Raw genomic sequence first — 17,807 nt, 5'->3', positions numbered from 1 at the left:
TTCTGAAAATTAATGGATAAACCACACATCATAAAAATTTGCATTGTTGAGGACGATGCTCTTATACTGAAATCTCTTCAGCAGGTATTGAACAATGCCGAAGGATACTCGGTCACAGGAACGTTCTTTTCTGCGGAAGCAGCTCTGGAGAATCTAAAAGAACATCATCCCGATGTATTACTTCTGGACATCGATCTTCCCGGCATTAGTGGCTTAGAAGCTATCCCGAAGATAAAGAAACTGCAACCGGAGCTTAACATTGTGATGCTCACAGTTCATGACGAATCTGATTTAGTTTTTTCTGCCCTGCGCTTAGGTGCTATCGGATATCTGGTAAAGGGATCCAACTCTAAGCATTTGCTTCGGGGCATTTCGGAAGTATTTCAAGGGGGTGCGCCCATGAGCCCTTCCATTGCTCGGAAAGTGATCGCATCCTTTACACCGTCACAAGATAATACACTAAGTGAAAGAGAACTGGAAGTCCTTCAGAAATTAAGCAATGGCACTAATAACAAGCAAATTGCAGAGGATCTGTTCGTCTCCAACAACACCATTAAAGCACATATAAAAAACATTTATAAGAAGCTTCACGTGAATTCACGTGCCGAGGCAGTGAGCAAGGCCATAAAAAAGGGGTGGATTTAAAATTTTTGTACTAAAAGCTTAGCAGGGAAAAAATGTAACCTTCAGATTTAAATACAATTATCAATTATGAAGAATAAAATAGCGATCATTGTTATTGTGTTTTCAGCAATTTGCCAAGCACAATCGTTCAAAGGTAGTTTTGACCTTAAAATTTCACAGGAAAGAAGTAGTGGAAACCGGCATACTGACTCTATTTCTTATTTTTTTGGAGAGGATAAGACATCTATTATTATCCGTACCGGAGGCAATCAGCCGGATTTGCAATTGATCTTTAACCCCACCGACTCGATCATTACAGGCCTTTTCGAAACGAACGGTAAGAAAGGCGGTTATATACTTCCGATGAATGAAAAATATTGGCCAACAATGAAATATGCTACAGGTGAAAAAGATATAGTTTCCAACTCAGAGCTTAATCATACTGAAAGAAAAAAAGATATAAACAGCTACATTACCCATGAAGTTTCTTGCAGTAATGACAAAATGGAGGCAACATTTTGGATAGCCGAAGAGATCGAGCTGAGCCTAACACAGGTAATGGCGTATCAATTTGTAGGCTCAGGCAAGGAAGGTGAAGATATTAAAATAATAGCCGATTGCGGCATTAAGGGACTTGCACTTTACACGAACCTTTTTGATAAACAACGAAACAGCACCATCATTCTTCAAATAGTAAATCTTTCCACGGAAATAGATTCAGAGATTTTCAACACCGAAGGTCACGAACTTATGGATATGCGGGACCAATAAAAACATTTAAAAAAAACTGCGCCACACCTCCCCATCATTGCTTGAAAAGCAAAGAGCGCTGTCTACACAGCGCTCCTAATTTAATTCCTGCTCTCGTTTTTATTTAAAAAGACAATCCACAGCTTGCACGCCTCGCAAACCGGAAGGTATTTCATCGCCCAACTGACTGTAGGCTGATTGGGGAAAACCTTTAAGTCGCAGTCCGCTAACAATAACATTCCCGCCATTTTTTATATCAACAGCATACTCCCTAACAGATACTTCTACTGAAGCACCGGCCAGAGAAGTTCCGCCGGGGTTCACCATAAGCATTCCGGGCCCAAAGATATAGCTGTTTGCTTCGTTCTGCGGTGTTTGTGAGACGACATACTGCACGCCATTTACAAGAAGTGCCGGCACTCTCATTTCCATAGGATTACTGTAATTTAATGGATCCATCTCGGGTTTTTGATCGGGATGTAAGGTTGCGCTGGAGGGGCTGTACAAGTTACTGCCAACCGATTGCCAGTTGATTCCTGGTACAATGGGTTCAGATCCGGTAAAAATCGCTTGATGCCTGTTTTGTGCCTTGATCCGTAATGTCGGTAAGCTTCCGTTTGCGCTGCCATCGAACCGGGCTTCTTGAGCATAGGAACCGTCCTTGATTATAATAGTCACCGGTTTCCCTTGAATTCGTTTGGTATTGGCTTTCTCGATAGCCTTTTGTAATGTGGCCAACGGGCTGGCTTCACTCCCACTATTGCTATCATTTCCGTTTACAGCAATATATATTTTTTCTGAAGTATCACTGTCATCGGGCTCATCAGTTGTGTCATCGTTCCCAACACCGGTCCCAGAATCAATAAGGTCCGGATCCTCCGGATCTACTTCTGTCCCTTGTCCTCCAAAACAAAGTTCGTCTAAGAATACTTCACTACCCTCCTGACTGGGAAATTTCATAGCCAGAGCGATGGCATTGGTCCCATGAGGATAAGAGCTGGGAAAATCCTTTCCAACCATTTGTATTTGCAGCATAAGTTTTTGAGTCTTGTCTAATCGATTTGGAAAATAATCCAAAGGGATTTTGAATTCGGTCCATATTCCTGTATTCTTTTGAATGACGTTTTCAGTTCTTCCGGGACGTACCCCACCTGTCAATTGTTCGTTGCCATCCATTAGCACGGGCCATATCCACAGCTTGTCTCCCGCTTTTAAGTTTGCTTTATAATACCCCTTTAGATAGCCCGGAGAACGTCCTTTTGGAATATCGATGACCAGTGCTTTATAGATCGCAGACTCGTTCCCTCCAGCCATGAGTTGGTTACAGTCTTGCGCTTCACAACTTACCAAACTGGAACTGAATGCACCTTTCGTTCGAAGTTGGATCTGTATGGCGGGAGGCATCTTAGCCCACTCTTCGGGTTTTTTTTCTTTTAAGAAGTCGGCTACGGAAACATTGATCATTCGTATCCCGCTTCCCACTTTCCCCGGTGTTTTGAAAACATTCCGCCAGTCGTAACCAGACATTTCATTGGCTTGTCCTTCATTTCCGGCAATATTTGTCGTGTTCCAAAAGTGAGGTCTGTCGTTACTTGACCAATCTTCAAAGTTCCCGTTTGGCAACAAACAGTCTTGAGCAGCCACTGAAAATGTCACCATGCATGTGAGTAATAAGATTATATTCTTCATAAGAATTACAGATTAGTTAATTGTAAACTCGGTTCTTCGGTTCTTGGCCTTATTGATGGCCGAATCATTAGAAACTATTGGAGCACTTTCTCCCTTGCCTTCAGCAGAGAGTCGTGATGCATCTACATTGAATTTTTCAACCAGTGCATTCTTCACGGCAGTAGCTCTGCGCATGCTTAGATCCATGTTGTGGGCATCAGATCCATCCGAATCTGTATGTCCTGTGATGAGGATGTTCTTGCCGGGTTCGGCTTTTATCGCTTCGGCGATCTCTTTCAGTATACTAAAGGCTTCAGGTTTTAGCTTGTCACTGTCCACATCGAACGTGATAGCTGTGGTTGTGTAACTGCCTGTTTTAAATAATTTTTGACGTGGTTCGGGTAATCCTTCAGCAACGCGTAAATTGGTGATTAAAATTGCCTGATCGTCCTTGAGACCATACGTATCGAATAAAATACTTCCAAAATTCTCATTGTCGTTTACGGCCCGAGGCGCATCAAATATCTTTTCGCCATTTATATAAGCTCGATATCTCTTCCCTTTTACCGAAATAGCCACGTGCATTCCTTTCTGAAAAGCCTCTCGAATATCCTTATTGGTTTTCCCCATGGCGAGTTCACCATCTCCTTCGTGGTCAATGGATTTTAAAAATTGCTCTTTTACCCAATCCGGAAACGGCGAAAAATAGCTTGATACATATCGTCGGCCAATTTTTAAAGCCTTTTCCCCATCGCCTAAGTACACCCAAAAACCTGCGGTTTGCGATGTATTCTTGGTCATTATATTGAATGTTCGAACATCAAATTCTACCGTAAAATCTTTCGGCAAATCTTTTGGCAAGTCCGGTTCGTACCAGGTATCATTATATAACTTGAGCCATTTTTGTTTTGGGTTGTCACTTAAAGTTACCAATTCACCGGATCCTTTGGTGTTCCAAAGCTGGGGAAAATCTCCCACCGGATCGTTGGCAAAATCGTCGAAAAGGATAATGTCCTCTCCGGGCACCCAGTCACTGGAAGAATACATAGATATTTCTTCTGTTTCCGAAGTTGGAGGAGCGTCATTTCCACCCGAGCCGGATGTGCTTCCATTTGGTGTCCCGCCGCCTGGATTTGAGCTACCGCCATCATTTCCCAGTATGGTATCCATGACCTTTTCTGTTTCTTTCTGGGTCTTATCCTCTAATTTTCTTGTAGCGGTGTTTTCGGCTTTCTTTTTTAATTTTTTCAGAATTTGTGCATCGGCACTTACAGTCCCTGCCACTAGAAAAAGTAGCGACAGACCCATTGTAATAAAGATGTGTTTCTGTTTCATTGTTATAGGATTTAGATGGGGAAGATTAATATGGTTTCAAAGCTACCATACATATAAGTAACTGTCAATTACCCGGTTGGGTGATTTTCTTGTTCAAATAACTATTGCTTATAATGCTTTGGCAAGACTTTTAGAATTAACTACAAAAGATTATGTAATTTTATACTGAAAAACAGAGACCATGGCCTCAATCACACTGGGCGGAGAACCCGCCGAAACCTCCGGAACGCTTCCTAAGCAAGGAAGCACTGCTCCCGATTTCTCACTTGTGGCAACCGATCTTTCCACGAAATCCCTAGCGCACTATAATGGCGCGCGAAAGATCCTCAATATATTCCCTAGCGTAGACACAGGCATTTGTGCTGCCTCGGCACGGAAGTTCAACGAAGAAGCCTCCAAGCTCGACAATACCAAAATCTTGTGCATCTCAAAAGATCTTCCTTTTGCGCAGAAGCGCTTTTGTGCGGCCGAAGGTCTGGAGAACGTCGAAATGCTTTCAGATTTTAGAGAAGGTCGCTTCGGAAAAGAATACGGATTAAACATCACCTCGGGTGCGTTCCAGGGTCTGCATTCACGTGTGGTATTGGTGCTGGACACCCATAATAAAGTGATCTATTCACAACAGGTGCCGGAAATTGGTCAGGAACCCAATTACACATCGGCACTAAACGCACTTCGCTAATGTGGAATTCGTATTTGGGTAAACGTTTGAAAGGTTTTGGTTATGCCATTAAAGGTGCCTGGATGCTTCTTAAGAACGAGCCAAGCATACAGGTGCAATCGGTAATTGCCGTCTTGGTTACCATCGCCGGATTTTATTTCGAGATCTCTGCCGTGGAGTGGATGTTTCAGGTGATCGCCATAGGCCTGGTAATGAGCATCGAAGGGCTGAACACCGCTGCTGAAGAGATGGCAGATTTTGTCCATCCGGACTTTCATAACAAGATAGGGTATATAAAAGACGTCGCTGCCGGTGCGGTCTTCTTTGCTGCCATTGCGGCTGTCGTGATCGCGTGCATTATTTACCTTCCGAAGCTATAGTAAGCTATTCAAAGATCTTTCTCAAAAACTACCCAACAGGGTGATTGACAAGAAGTTATTTGGTTTGTAAGTTTATTCCCAAATAAAGTTATTCCGTATCTTTAAGAAGGACTAACACTAAAATTGAAGGATTATGAAACTAACAACCACCCTGGTTTGCATGTGCTGTTTTATACTATTCGGTCATGCACAGCAGCAAGACGCCCCCTCCCCCATTATCTTTATTTACGACGCCAGCGGTTCTATGTGGGGCCAAATGCAAGGCAAGACCAAAATGGAAATTGCATCTGGGGTACTTTCAACTGCTATCAACGAACTTCCCGAAAATCAAGAAATAGGGTTGGTCGCCTATGGCCATCGCAAAAAAGGAGACTGCAATGATGTGGAAACGCTGCTCCCTATGGACAATAGTTCAAAAACTAAAGTTTCATCTGCCGTAAAGACCATTAAACCATTGGGGATGACACCACTTGCCTATTCTGCGACCACAGTAATTGATCAGCTTCGGAAAACTAAAAAGAAAGCCACCATTATTTTGATTACCGACGGGATAGAGTCCTGTGATGGCAATATCTGTGATGTTGTAAAAGCAGCTAAAATGGAGGGTATCGATTTTAAGTTGCACATAGTTGGCTTTGGTCTTAAAGCCAATGAAACCGAACAGTTAAAATGTGCTGCAAATGCCGGTGACGGCAATTATTACGACGCAGCAGATGCCGGTGGACTAGGAGATGCCATGAATGAAGTCGTGGTGCAAACAGTTGATAAGAAAGAAGGAAATTTTGGCGTCTACGCCGTTAAAAACGGAGTGCCTATTGATTCATGGGTAAGGGCCTATTCAACCGATTCCAAAAAAGAGGTCGCTGCGGTACGCACCTATGGAGAAACACGGTATATGTACCTGCCACCGGGAAAATACGATCTTATCGCCCAACCTTTATCTAGTAATGTAAAGGCTGTCACCATTAAAAACGTAGCGGTTATTGACGAAAATAAAACCGAGCGCACCATAAGTTTTGATGGTGGCAAAATTGCTACAAACACGACAAACAATGGAGAAGGATGGGATACCATGGTGAAAATTATAGATGAAAATGGTGATGTGGCGGCAAGTGGCCGCACCTATGGAAGGGTAAAAGAGCTTGAAGTAAATCCGGGTACCTATAAAGTTGAAATTCAGGCCTTAGCTATGAAGGGCCTTGACACCTATCATGAGGTGGACAATATTACCGTCACTGCCGGGGAAACCACTCCAATTGAGCATGATTTTAAAACCGGCTCCATACAGATCTATGCTAAAGTGGGTGGTGAAGATATTGATTCAATTGTAAACATTAAGGAAGTAAATACCGGGAAAGGTGTTGATGCCGGCAGGACCTATGATCGTGGCAAAGAGTTCCTGGTAAATCCGGGCACGTATCAAATTAAGATACAACCTTTGGGGGTGCATAAAGACAAAAATCCACAAACCATTACCGTAGAATTAAAGAAAGGCCAGACCATTACCAAGTCTCTAAACTTTTAAGGATGAAAAAACTACTAAAACCAGCGTGTATCGGGTTTTACATCCTCATGCTGATCACATTTTTTGTTGTAGGTCTTTATTATGCCGGTTTCATTGAAGCCGGAAAGAATCAAGGACTCGCAGGAGGTGCGATTGTACTGGGGTGGGGTGTATTATTTGGCGGGGTCGCATTTATAGCTGCGTTCTTTATAGCCTACTATCTTGAGATCGGTATGCTGGTAAGGATCAATTGGGTCTTGCTCATTGCGCTGTTTTCGTTATGTGGTTATAAATATTATCAGTTTCAACAACGAGATGCGCTTCGCGAAGAAACGAACGAACCATTTGAACGTACACCAACCAAAACCACACAGCCAACCGCTTATCTCTCCATGAACCGCCGTAACAAAAAGGTTTTGAACCGAGTACTTACTGAAAACGATTCGTCTATGGGCATGGGCTATTTTTCACCTAATTATTTCGACCATCCTACATTGTATTTCTACGGAAATCCGAATCTGGAAAAATCGCTGATGGAGCATAGTCCTTACGATAGTATTACTTTTACCCGAAATAAGTACAACAGTTTCGAGATCGCTACAGCACCCCCATGGTTAGTACCCGATATGTTAAAATTGGACTACGATATGCTTTACTTCAAGATCGTAAGTATTACTGAAGAATTTGCAGAGATCGTCGTCAATGCCCAGAACAACCAAACTGCGTATGTGAGTAAAAGATCGGGAAAAGTGAAGCTTTGGCCCGAATTCCTTCTGGGGGTACATTCGGTTGAGTTCCTGCCCAATTCGAATGAAAATATTAGAGCGCGTCATTTTGAAGCTTCTGGAGTGATCAAAACACCACATTCGTTCATGCGACCCATTCGCGTCAGGAACGACTGGATGGAAGTGTTGCTGCTCGATGATGACTTTCAAACGGTTGGTAATGGCTGGATACAATGGAAAAGGGAGGGGGAACTGCTTATTCTCTTCAATCTTTTAAGCTGAAATGCTTTCCGAAGTTTTAGAAAATTTTATGTAGATTGGGACGTTTGATATTTGTATTTTTGCGCTAAGACAACCCAACCTTACATGGCGAAGAAAAAAACCGCTACATCCAAAAAAGCCAAAACCCCACGTAAAAAAATATCTTTTTCGTTGTCCAAACAACAGAAGATTATCTTGGGGAGTTTTCTTTTTCTATTAGGAGTTGCCCTGCTATTCTCATTCGCTTCTTACTACTTCACATGGCAAACCGACCAAAGTGACCTTGGCATCATCGCCGAAAGAGAAATGGAATCCAAAAATTGGCTGAACAAGTTTGGTGCTAATGTGGGACATTTCTTTATCTATGACGGCTTTGGTATTTCGGCCTTTATTCTGGCATTCCTAATTACATTAACAGGAATTTATTTTTTCTTCGACTACACCAAGAAACAATTAAAACGGTTTTGGTTCTGGGGAGTATTACTAACCATCTGGATTGCCGTATTCTTTGGGTTCTTTGCCTCAAAAAGCACCTTGTTAAGCGGCACCATAGGGTATGAACTTAACGATTTGCTTCAGGATTATTTAGGACTCATAGGGGCTATACTCGTTATGACCTTCTTAGCCATCATCTATTTGGTCGTACGATTAAAAATGACTCCTGACCGCGTCGCAACGGCATTAAAAAGTACCAAGAAAGAGATCCACAAGGATTTTACTTCGGAAACGGTTTCAGAAGCATCCATTTCTCAAACCGATTATGAAAAGGAAGTGGTGGAAGCCGTAGTGGGCCAAGAAAGTACCAGCGTACCTATGGATATTTCCGAAGAAGCAGAAGAAGAACTTGAAGAACCTACCCTAAAGACCACACAGCCTGTTGCTGTTTCTGAAGAGAACGATGTCGCCATGGAGATCGAACAAGCCCCGGAAGAAGAAACCGTTGAAGGCGATCTCAGCAAAAAACTGGTGGCAGATTTTGGAGAATTCGATCCCACACTCGAGCTCAGCAACTTTAAATTTCCTTCCTTGGATCTGTTGAAGGATTATACCGGGGGGAAAGGAATTACCATCGACCAAGAAGAGCTGGAGGAGAATAAGAACCGTATTGTCAATACACTTAATAACTACAAAATAGGCATCGCCAATATTAAAGCTACCGTCGGGCCTACAGTTACCTTATACGAGATCGTACCTGAAGCAGGGATTCGTATCTCCAAGATCAAGAATTTGGAAGATGATATTGCCCTATCGCTATCGGCTTTGGGGATACGTATCATTGCACCCATCCCGGGACGCGGAACCATTGGAATCGAAGTGCCCAATAAAAACGCGAAGATCGTTTCCATGCGCTCGGTGATCGCTTCTCCAAAATTTCAAAACGCCGAAATGGAACTTCCCATGGCCCTGGGCAAGACCATCTCCAACGAAACCTTCGTGGTGGACCTGGCAAAGATGCCGCACTTACTTATGGCCGGGGCAACCGGTCAAGGGAAGTCGGTGGGACTTAACGCCATCCTTACCTCGCTGCTCTATAAAAAGCATCCTGCCGAAGTAAAGTTCGTGTTGGTAGATCCCAAGAAAGTAGAACTTACCCTCTTCAATAAGATCGAAAGGCATTATTTGGCAAAATTACCCGACACCGAAGAAGCGATCATTACCGACACCAACAAAGTGGTCTATACGTTGAACTCGTTGTGCCTGGAAATGGACGCACGTTACGATCTGTTGAAAGATGCCATGGTTAGGAACATCAAGGAATACAATGTGAAATTCAAGGCCCGAAAGCTGAATCCCAACGAAGGACACCGCTTTTTGCCATATATAGTCTTGGTGATCGACGAATTTGCAGATCTTATCATGACCGCCGGAAAAGAGGTAGAAACTCCTATAGCGCGCCTGGCACAATTGGCACGTGCGATCGGGATCCATTTGATCATCGCTACGCAACGGCCATCGGTAAACGTTATCACGGGGATCATTAAAGCAAACTTCCCAGCGCGTATCGCATTTAGAGTGACCAGCAAGATCGACTCTAGGACGATCCTCGACAGTTCGGGTGCAGATCAGCTTATTGGTCGTGGCGACATGCTTTTTACACAAGGGAATGACCTTACGCGCCTCCAGTGTGCCTTTGTTGACACGCCGGAAGTAGCAGATATCACAGATTATATCGGTTCGCAAAAAGCCTATCCCGATGCGCACCTCCTCCCGGAATATGAAGGAGAAGAAGGTGGCACAAATCTTGATATTAGTATCGAGGAACGGGATAAGATGTTTCGTGAAGCGGCCGAAGTACTGGTCATTGCCCAGCAAGGATCTGCTTCGCTCTTGCAACGTAAGCTTAAGCTGGGATACAATCGTGCCGGACGCATCATAGATCAACTTGAAGCCGCAGGTATCGTTGGTCCTTTCGAAGGAAGTAAAGCACGACAGGTCCTTGTTCCAACAATAGAAGCATTGAACCAACTATTAGATAATGAAAGTAACAACTAGTAACATGAAAAAAATTGCCTTTTTAGTATGTACCCTTTGTATGGTTTCGATCGCCGGAGCACAAGATGCGAAATCATTGCTCAACGAGGTTTCGGCCAAAGCAAAGAGCTACGACAACATTCTCATTGACTTTAAATACAATCTCAATAACGCCAAGGAGAACGTGAACCAGGACACAAGAGGAGATGTGACACTTTCTGGAAACAAGTATGTCCTTCACATGATGGGGACGACGCGTATGTTCGACGGCAAAAAGATCTACACCATCGTGCCCGAGGATGAAGAAGTGACGATCTCCAATTACAACGCACAGGACGATAAGGAGGTAACACCCTCTAAATTGCTTACCTTTTATGAGAAAGGTTATACATACAAGATGGATATTGTACAGAACATCAAAGGACGTAAAATACAGTATGTAAAATTGATCCCGATCGATTCTAAGGCTGAAATGAAAGATGTCCTTTTGGGCATCGATGTCCAAACCAAACATATTTACAAGCTCATTCAAACCGATGCAAAAGGGACAAAATACACCCTTACGGTAAATTCTTTTAAAACCAATCAGCCGTTATCCAAGACATTATTTACTTTTGATGAGGCCAAATACAAACAGGATGGCTATTACATCAATAAGCTGAATTAACCGTCACAGTGAAAATGCTGGATCGATACATATTGGTAACCTTTTTGAAGACGTTTTTTAGCGTCTTCATTATTTTAATGTTCATTTTTGTTTTACAGACGATCTGGCTGTATATAAGTGAATTGGCAGGAAAGGACCTGGATGTATGGGTGGTCCTAAAGTTCCTTTGGTATGTATCGCCCAGATTGATCCCGCTGGTATTGCCCCTCACGGTGTTAGTAACTTCATTAATGGTTTTTGGGAGCTTTGCTGAAAAATATGAGTTTGCAGCCATGAAGTCTACCGGTATTTCATTGCAGCGTGCCATGCGCAGTCTTACTTTTTTTATACTTGCGCTAGCTGGGATTGCTTTTCTGTTTGCCAACAATGTAATCCCCTATTCGGAATATAAGTGGCAGAACTTACGCCGAAACATCGCCCAGGTGAGCCCGTCCATGGTGATCGCTGAAGGTCAGTTTAGCCAAGTGGGAGACGATTTTAACATCAAGGTCGAAAAGAAGAGTGGAGATCGTGATCAATTCTTGGAGAATGTAGTGATCCATAAAAAAAATCCGCAGCGCCCTAATGGAAATTACACGGTGATCATAGCAGACAACGGGGAGTTGGTTAGTTCGGAAGGTAGCAACACCCTTTCGCTTATTTTGAATGATGGTCATTATTACGACGAGATCCAAGTTAGGAATCCACAAAAACAAAAAAGTCAGCCGTTCGCTAAGAGTTATTTTGAAAGCTACACCATCAATATCGATCTTACGGCTTTCAACAGTACCGATATTGAGAAAGAGAACGAACTGAACAATCACAATATGTACAAGATCAACGAATTGTTCGTCGAGATCGATTCGCTTTCCAATAGCTATACCAAGGACATTGAAGCTTTTTCAGACAATATGTATTTCCGTAGCGGGTTCTCTAAATTGAAAGATACCAGGCCAAAGGAAAAAGATTCGGTGGCAGCAGTTAATTCTATTCTGGATATTTACAATCCGGATCTGCAACTGTCTGTAGCCACTACGGCGCTTAATAACGTGCGGGGTACCCTGCAAGCGGTTCAGGCAAAAAAAACTGAATTCCTTCTAAAAACAAAACGGTTAAACAAACATGAGATCGCATTGCATGAGAAGTATGTTCTTGCCATTGCGTGTATTATATTATTCTTTGTAGGGGCTCCTTTAGGAGCGATCATTCGCAAAGGTGGTATGGGCCTCCCCATGGTAGTAGCCGTGCTGTTGTTTCTCACGTATCATTTTATTGGGATCTTCGCAAAGAACAGTGCAGAAGACGGAAGTATGCACCCGTTTATTGCCAGTTGGCTGAGTACGGCCATTATGCTGCCGCTTAGTATTTGGTTGACATACCGTGCAACGACCGATCAAGGGATTTTTGATATCGATTCTTTCTTGCAGCGCTTCAGCCGACTATTCAAAAAGAAGGAAACTGCTTCAGAATAGTGAATATCTCCAGAAAGAACAGGATAAGTACCATTCCTTTTGAATTAGTTGCTCATTTTTTAGTATGATCTATTTCTTTTTCAGCAATCAAATTTCCCTCACAACCTAGCACTTCGCACCATAAACTATTTACGTATCTTTGCATTTTCAAAAGAGGCTATGATTACGACAGAAAAAAACATGAAGATCCAACTCAATACAATTTCCGAAGCGATAGAAGATATAAAAAAAGGAAAGGTGATTATTGTCGTGGATGACGAGAACAGAGAGAATGAAGGCGATTTTATTGCAGCGGCCGAAATGGTTACGCCCGAAATGATCAACTTTATGGCAACGCATGGACGCGGTTTGATATGTGCGCCCCTTACAGAAGATCGCTGTAACTCTTTGAATCTGAATATGATGGTGGAGAATAACACCGTATTGCATCACACACAGTTCACGGTGTCTGTAGATCTTATAGGTCACGGGTGTACCACGGGTATCTCGGTACACGATCGGGCAAAAACCATACAAGCATTGGTGGATGAAACTACCAAGCCGGAGGATCTGGGCCGTCCCGGACATATCTTTCCTTTGAGAGCCAAAGAAGGCGGGGTGTTACGCAGAACAGGCCACACCGAAGCAGCCATTGATTTGGCACGTCTTGCAGGACTTCAGCCTGCCGGTATCCTTGTAGAGATTCTCAATGAAGATGGTACCATGGCGCGCTTACCGCAACTAATGGAAGTGGCAAAGAAGTTCGACCTGAAGCTTATCTCCATCGAAGATCTTGTCGCCTATCGCATGGAACACGATTCTTTAATTAGAAAAGAAGAGGATTTCACTATCAATACAAAATTTGGACGTTTTAGATTGCGGGCCTATAAGCAAACCACAAACGATCAGGTCCATATTGCTCTTACCAAAGGAGATTGGAAAAAGGAGGAGCCCGTTCTTGTTCGTGTGAATGCTACCTTGGTCAACGGAGATATTCTGGGGACGCTTACCAACAACGCCGAACAGAAACTGGACGATATGTTCAATGTGATCAACTCAAAAGGGAAAGGAGCTATAGTGTTTATCAATCAGCAGAGCCAATCCTTGAATCTTTTGCAGCGTTTAAAGGAATTGCGAACGGCCCAGCGTGAAAATGAGATCGCAAAAGCGCCCAGGATCGCAATGGACAGTAAGGATTTTGGCATTGGTGCTCAAATACTGCACGATCTGGGCATACATAAGATACAATTGCTTTCCAATAGCGAACAAACCAAACGCGTAGGCATGATAGGCTACGGATTGGAGATCACGGAATATGTGAATTACTAAAGTATATCCGTGATAACCCGGCGCATCGTAGCCGCACGGTCCTTCACCTGAGCCTCCGGCCAGCCTATCTTTACCAAACATGAGATAGTACGGCCCATCCAGGCATCGCTTTTAGAGAAATCGGTGCTATTGAGATCCTGCATCTGCTGGCGGATCTCCTGTGGCAACCTCCCCAACGCCTTTAGTTCTTTAAGGTGCTCCCAGCCGTTTATGTAGTGCCAGTTATTTGTGTACCAGTAGAAACAGGCATCGATCCCTGCTTCGGAAAGAGCGCTATGTGCTTTTTTGGCAAGTGCTTCTGTGGGGAGATAGATATTTAAAAAGGAATAATTCTCTTCGCCTCCCTCGGGAACCCTTCTGAAGCTTACTCCTTCAACACCGCTTAAGGCCTCACGTAAGATGGTATAGTGGTGCTTCTGGCATTTCAAGATCCCGTCCAGTTTGTCTAGTTGTGCCAGCCCAACAGCGGCATTTAATTCAGAAATGCGGAAGTTATACCCAAGTGTGGGATGTGTTTCAGCCCCGCGATCATTCCCTATGTGGTCATGACCGTGATCCTGAAACTGATCGGCGTTGATCTTATACGCTTCCTTGTTGGTGATCACGGCACCACCTTCACCACACGTAATGGTCTTCACATAGTCAAAGGAAAAACATCCCAGATCGCCATAACTTCCCAAAGGCTTGCCTTCGAAAGTTCCTCCAATCGCCTGACAGGCATCTTCGAGAAGAATGAGATCGTGCTTTGAGCAGATATCCTTCAGTTTTCGCAGGTCGGCCATAGACCCACACATGTGCACAGGCATCACACAGCGTGTTTTAGGTGTAATGGCAGCTTCTACGGCCTCCGGATCCAATGTAAGCGTGTCGTCAATATCGACCAGCACCGGGACTGCACCCAGCATCATAATAGATTCAAAACTGGCGACAAACGTAAACGTAGGCATGATCACCTCATCCCCGGCGCCCACTCCGGCGGATGCAAGCGCAACAGTTAGGGCCGCCGTACCGCTGGATACCAGTTGGCAGTGATTTGCCTGCATACGTTCTGCAAAGGCTGTTTCAAACTCTTTTGCTTTCCAATGGCCGTTGCGCATACCGTCGAAACCGTAGCGCATAAGCACACCACTTTCCAAAACATCACTCACTTGTTTTCGCTCTTCGGCGCCAAATACTTCAAATCCGGGCATAATTTTTTCTGTTAGGTGTCACATTGTTGTATAGATGTGATACAAAGGTACGGGTTGCGTTTGCGATTTGCAATGGAAATATGGAGCCGTAACGGCAAAAAAAAGAGCGGGACATCCCGCTCTCTGTTTATTTGATCGCTATCTTCTTAGGTGGTTTTGGTTTCGCCTCTTCCTTTTTAGGAATGGTGATGTTTAAAACACCATCTGTATAAGAAGCTGCGATCTTTTCACCATCTACAGAATCTGGAAGGGTGAACGAGCGCTTAAAAGCGCTGTAATTGAACTCCCTGCGCGTATAAGAACCGTCTTGGCCCTTTGTTTCGTTTTCCGACTGTTCTTCAGCCGAAATCGTAAGCAGATTGTTTTCCAGATCAATGTTGAAGTCTTCCTTCTTCATCCCCGGCACGGCCATCTCGACTTTGAAATCGTCTTCATTCTCCAGAATGTTCACGGCCGGTGCACTGGTTCCCGACTTAAAGGTATCCGGTAATCGAAACCAATCGTCGTCATTAAAGGGACTCCACATGTTTGGAAACAGGTTGTCGTGTCGTTTCATCAGTTTCATAGGACTGTTATTTTAAGGTTTATACTTCAGTTCGTGGTACTATTACTTTAATAGTCCGTATTACAATGAACAAATTAAGTACCAAAGCAATACAGGTCCTTTTTTCTGAAAAAATTTCAGAAGAAAGTGACATTAGTTCACTTGAAGCGAGGTGGTTAGTGACATTTTTTCAGTTTTGAAGGTGTTACACAAAATGGTATGAACTTTTATACCCTTGCTTCCGAAGCAAAGAAATTAGTAACTTTAAGCTACCAATTATTCTTATAAAATGGCCTACATAGATTATTATAAAATTTTAGGGTTGGACAAGGGTGCTTCGGCCGGAGATATCAAGAAAGCTTACCGAAAGCTGGCCCGAAAATATCATCCCGATGTCAATCCCAACGATGCCGAAGCCGAAAAAAAATTCAAGGAGATCAATGAAGCGCATGAGGTGTTGAGCAATCCCGAACACCGCAAAAAATACGATGCCTACGGAAAGGACTGGAAGCATGCCGATGACATAGAACGCGCACGTCAACAGCAACGTCAACAACAGCAATATCAAAGTGCTTACAGCGGACAAAACGTATACGATGAGTTTGAAGGGGAAGGGTTCTCAGATTTTTTCGAGTCGATGTTTGGAGGTGGAAGGGCTTCTTCCGGCGGTGGTTTTGGTGGCAATGTGCGTTTTAAAGGGCAGGATTATAACGCACAGTTACAGTTGGACCTTCGGGATGTATACGAAACCCATAAACGAACCCTCACGGTCAATGGGAAGAACATTCGGTTGACCATCCCCGCCGGGGTGGAAGACGGACAGGTGATCAAGATCAAAGGCCATGGTGGTGAAGGTCGTAACGGTGGCCCCAAAGGCGATCTCTATATCCAGTTCCAGATCACCAATTCAACGCCTTTCAGCAGAAATAAAGGCGATCTGTATAAAACCGAACCTTTAGACCTCTATACTGCTGTGCTGGGCGGGGAGTTAGAAGTAGAAACTTTTACAGGTAAGGTAAAACTAAAAGTAAAACCGGGAACACAGCCCGGAAGTAAAGTGAAATTGAAGGGAAAGGGATTTCCAATATATAAAAAAGAGGGCAGTTTTGGTGACCTTTATATTACCTACACTGTATCCATCCCTACGAAACTTTCAGAAAAAGAAAAAGAACTGTTTCAGCAACTCTCAAAAATAAAGTAAGATGAAAAAGACCGAATATATTACCGTACAGCAACTCTGTGCCAGCTATGAGATAGAGACCTCTTTTGTATCCACCCTTCACGAAATGGGCCTGGTACAACTGAAACAGTTAGAGGACACTTCCTGCATCCCTCAAGAAGCAGTACATGATGTGGAACGAATGATCCGCCTGCACCGGGATCTGCGTGTAAACCCTGAAGGGATCGACGTGATCTTTAATTTACTGGAAAAAGTAGAAATGATGCATGAGGAACTTAACAACCTCCGCAACCGGTTAAAATTGTACGAGCCGTAAGCGTTCGTTATTTCATCTCGATCACCACTTCATCCACGCCACGACGCACTTTTTTAAGGTCGGCAAAGAAATCATCGTCGGCGCGATACCCCACCGGCATCACCAGCACCGACTGTAATCCAAGGTCTTTCAATTGGAGCAGTTCGTCATAGGCTTCCGGTAAAAACCCTTCAATAGGACAGGCATCGATCCCTTCCAGAGCGCAGACCGTAAGCAGATTCCCCATGGCAATATAAGCTTGTTTTTGCATCCATGTTTCCACTGCGACCTCGGGCTTTTCGGTAAACTCTTCGATAAGGAATTTCTCAAAAGGTTTCAGTATCGCTCTGGGTGTGTTGCGGGTATGCTCTACCCTATCGAAATATTCGGTAATGTAATTCTTGGAGATGGCTGTTTCAATACAAAAGACCAGGACATGGGAAGCATCGCGAACTTGCACTTGCTCCATGGTTAAAGGTACCAATTGCTGTTGCAGTTTGGTATTGCTAACGATCACCAGCTTTAGTGGCTGCAATCCGTAAGAAGTGGCAGTAAGATTAAATGATTCTTTTATCACATTTAATTTTTCTTCGGAAAGCTTTCTGGATGGGTCGAATTTTTTAGTAGCGTAACGCCATTGGAGGGAGTGGAGGATTGATCTGTTCATTTGCTCTACATTTACGTTACAAAGGTACTTGGTTTTCATTTTAAAAAAAGGGAATTGCCATAGACCTTAGCAGAGGGCCGATAGACCACTCTTATGATGTATCCGAAATATCGTATTTTCGTCAT

17 protein-coding genes are annotated in these 17,807 nt (G+C 43.6%); 12 read left to right on the top strand and 5 right to left on the bottom strand.

What is annotated here, in order from left to right; all coding sequences use genetic code 11:
* Nucleotides 1-12: 12 nt before the first annotated feature.
* Together JS40_RS01525 and JS40_RS01520 are read left to right on the top strand one after the other, a co-directional pair.
* Nucleotides 13-645, top strand: coding sequence for a response regulator transcription factor (locus JS40_RS01525; RefSeq protein WP_034257840.1), 633 nt, complete (start codon nucleotides 13-15; stop codon nucleotides 643-645).
* A gap of 66 nt (nucleotides 646-711) precedes the next feature.
* The gene (locus JS40_RS01520; RefSeq protein ID WP_034257839.1) at nucleotides 712-1,395 is read left to right on the top strand and encodes a hypothetical protein; all 684 of its coding nucleotides are present in this window, start codon (nucleotides 712-714) and stop codon (nucleotides 1,393-1,395) included.
* 99 nt (nucleotides 1,396-1,494) lie between these two features.
* Here the strand turns inward: JS40_RS01520 and JS40_RS01515 are convergent, their stop codons facing one another.
* Nucleotides 1,495-3,063, bottom strand: a complete 1,569-nt coding sequence (locus JS40_RS01515) for a hypothetical protein (protein WP_152558107.1) — start codon at nucleotides 3,061-3,063, stop codon at nucleotides 1,495-1,497.
* A 12-nt stretch (nucleotides 3,064-3,075) separates the two neighbouring features.
* Nucleotides 3,076-4,377, bottom strand: a complete 1,302-nt coding sequence (locus JS40_RS01510; protein WP_084677415.1) for an OmpA family protein — start codon at nucleotides 4,375-4,377, stop codon at nucleotides 3,076-3,078.
* A gap of 181 nt (nucleotides 4,378-4,558) precedes the next feature.
* Here JS40_RS01510 and tpx point away from each other — a divergent pair, with 181 nt between their 5' ends.
* The 8 genes from tpx to ribB all read left to right on the top strand — a co-directional run bounded on the left by tpx (nucleotide 4,559) and on the right by ribB (nucleotide 13,806).
* Nucleotides 4,559-5,059, top strand: coding sequence for a thiol peroxidase (tpx, locus tag JS40_RS01505; RefSeq protein WP_034257836.1), 501 nt, complete (start codon nucleotides 4,559-4,561; stop codon nucleotides 5,057-5,059).
* A complete protein-coding gene (locus tag JS40_RS01500; RefSeq protein WP_034257835.1) occupies nucleotides 5,059-5,418 on the top strand; it encodes a diacylglycerol kinase family protein in 360 nt (119 codons plus the stop codon). The genes tpx and JS40_RS01500 overlap by 1 nt, the downstream gene beginning before the upstream one ends.
* A gap of 133 nt (nucleotides 5,419-5,551) precedes the next feature.
* Nucleotides 5,552-6,943 (top strand): vWA domain-containing protein, encoded by a 1,392-nt coding sequence (locus JS40_RS14745; protein WP_051957457.1) that lies wholly within the window; start codon nucleotides 5,552-5,554, stop codon nucleotides 6,941-6,943.
* A gap of 2 nt (nucleotides 6,944-6,945) precedes the next feature.
* Nucleotides 6,946-7,929, top strand: a complete 984-nt coding sequence (locus JS40_RS01490; RefSeq protein WP_034257834.1) for a hypothetical protein — start codon at nucleotides 6,946-6,948, stop codon at nucleotides 7,927-7,929.
* Between the two features lie 84 nt (nucleotides 7,930-8,013).
* A complete protein-coding gene (locus JS40_RS01485; RefSeq protein WP_034257833.1) occupies nucleotides 8,014-10,401 on the top strand; it encodes an FtsK/SpoIIIE family DNA translocase in 2,388 nt (795 codons plus the stop codon).
* Nucleotides 10,402-10,405: 4 nt separating this feature from the next.
* Nucleotides 10,406-11,047 carry an outer membrane lipoprotein periplasmic chaperone LolA1 gene (locus tag JS40_RS01480; RefSeq protein ID WP_034261899.1) on the top strand — a complete coding sequence of 214 codons (642 nt, stop codon included), beginning with the start codon at nucleotides 10,406-10,408 and terminating at the stop codon, nucleotides 11,045-11,047.
* A gap of 14 nt (nucleotides 11,048-11,061) precedes the next feature.
* Nucleotides 11,062-12,498: an LptF/LptG family permease gene (locus JS40_RS01475; RefSeq protein WP_316932501.1), complete on the top strand. Its 1,437-nt coding sequence runs from the start codon at nucleotides 11,062-11,064 to the stop codon at nucleotides 12,496-12,498.
* A 159-nt stretch (nucleotides 12,499-12,657) separates the two neighbouring features.
* Complete coding sequence (gene ribB, locus JS40_RS01470; RefSeq protein ID WP_034257831.1) at nucleotides 12,658-13,806, top strand: 3,4-dihydroxy-2-butanone-4-phosphate synthase; 1,149 nt, start codon at nucleotides 12,658-12,660, stop codon at nucleotides 13,804-13,806.
* On the opposite strand, the gene JS40_RS01465 is transcribed toward ribB, so the two are convergent.
* Together JS40_RS01465 and JS40_RS01460 are read right to left on the bottom strand one after the other, a co-directional pair.
* Nucleotides 13,803-14,996, bottom strand: coding sequence for a DegT/DnrJ/EryC1/StrS family aminotransferase (locus JS40_RS01465; RefSeq protein ID WP_034257830.1), 1,194 nt, complete (start codon nucleotides 14,994-14,996; stop codon nucleotides 13,803-13,805). The two genes, ribB and JS40_RS01465, sit on opposite strands and share 4 nt — an antisense overlap.
* A 127-nt stretch (nucleotides 14,997-15,123) precedes the next feature.
* Complete coding sequence (locus JS40_RS01460) at nucleotides 15,124-15,561, bottom strand: Hsp20/alpha crystallin family protein (protein WP_034257829.1); 438 nt, start codon at nucleotides 15,559-15,561, stop codon at nucleotides 15,124-15,126.
* Nucleotides 15,562-15,829: 268 nt separating this feature from the next.
* Between JS40_RS01460 and JS40_RS01455 the strand changes: the two genes are divergently transcribed.
* Together JS40_RS01455 and JS40_RS01450 are read left to right on the top strand one after the other, a co-directional pair.
* Entirely contained in the window at nucleotides 15,830-16,741 is a 912-nt protein-coding gene (locus JS40_RS01455; RefSeq protein WP_034257828.1) for a DnaJ C-terminal domain-containing protein, read from the top strand.
* A gap of 1 nt (nucleotide 16,742) precedes the next feature.
* Complete coding sequence (locus JS40_RS01450) at nucleotides 16,743-17,036, top strand: chaperone modulator CbpM (RefSeq protein WP_034257827.1); 294 nt, start codon at nucleotides 16,743-16,745, stop codon at nucleotides 17,034-17,036.
* Between the two features lie 7 nt (nucleotides 17,037-17,043).
* On the opposite strand, the gene JS40_RS01445 is transcribed toward JS40_RS01450, so the two are convergent.
* Nucleotides 17,044-17,682 (bottom strand): NAD(P)H-dependent oxidoreductase, encoded by a 639-nt coding sequence (locus tag JS40_RS01445; RefSeq protein ID WP_034261896.1) that lies wholly within the window; start codon nucleotides 17,680-17,682, stop codon nucleotides 17,044-17,046.
* Nucleotides 17,683-17,807: the final 125 nt, after the last annotated feature.

This window comes from Altibacter lentus, from assembly GCF_000746845.1.
Classification (GTDB): domain Bacteria; phylum Bacteroidota; class Bacteroidia; order Flavobacteriales; family Flavobacteriaceae; genus Altibacter; species Altibacter lentus.
The sequence above is the reverse complement of the archived record's forward strand: the minus strand, read 5'-3'. Positions and strand labels throughout refer to the sequence as shown.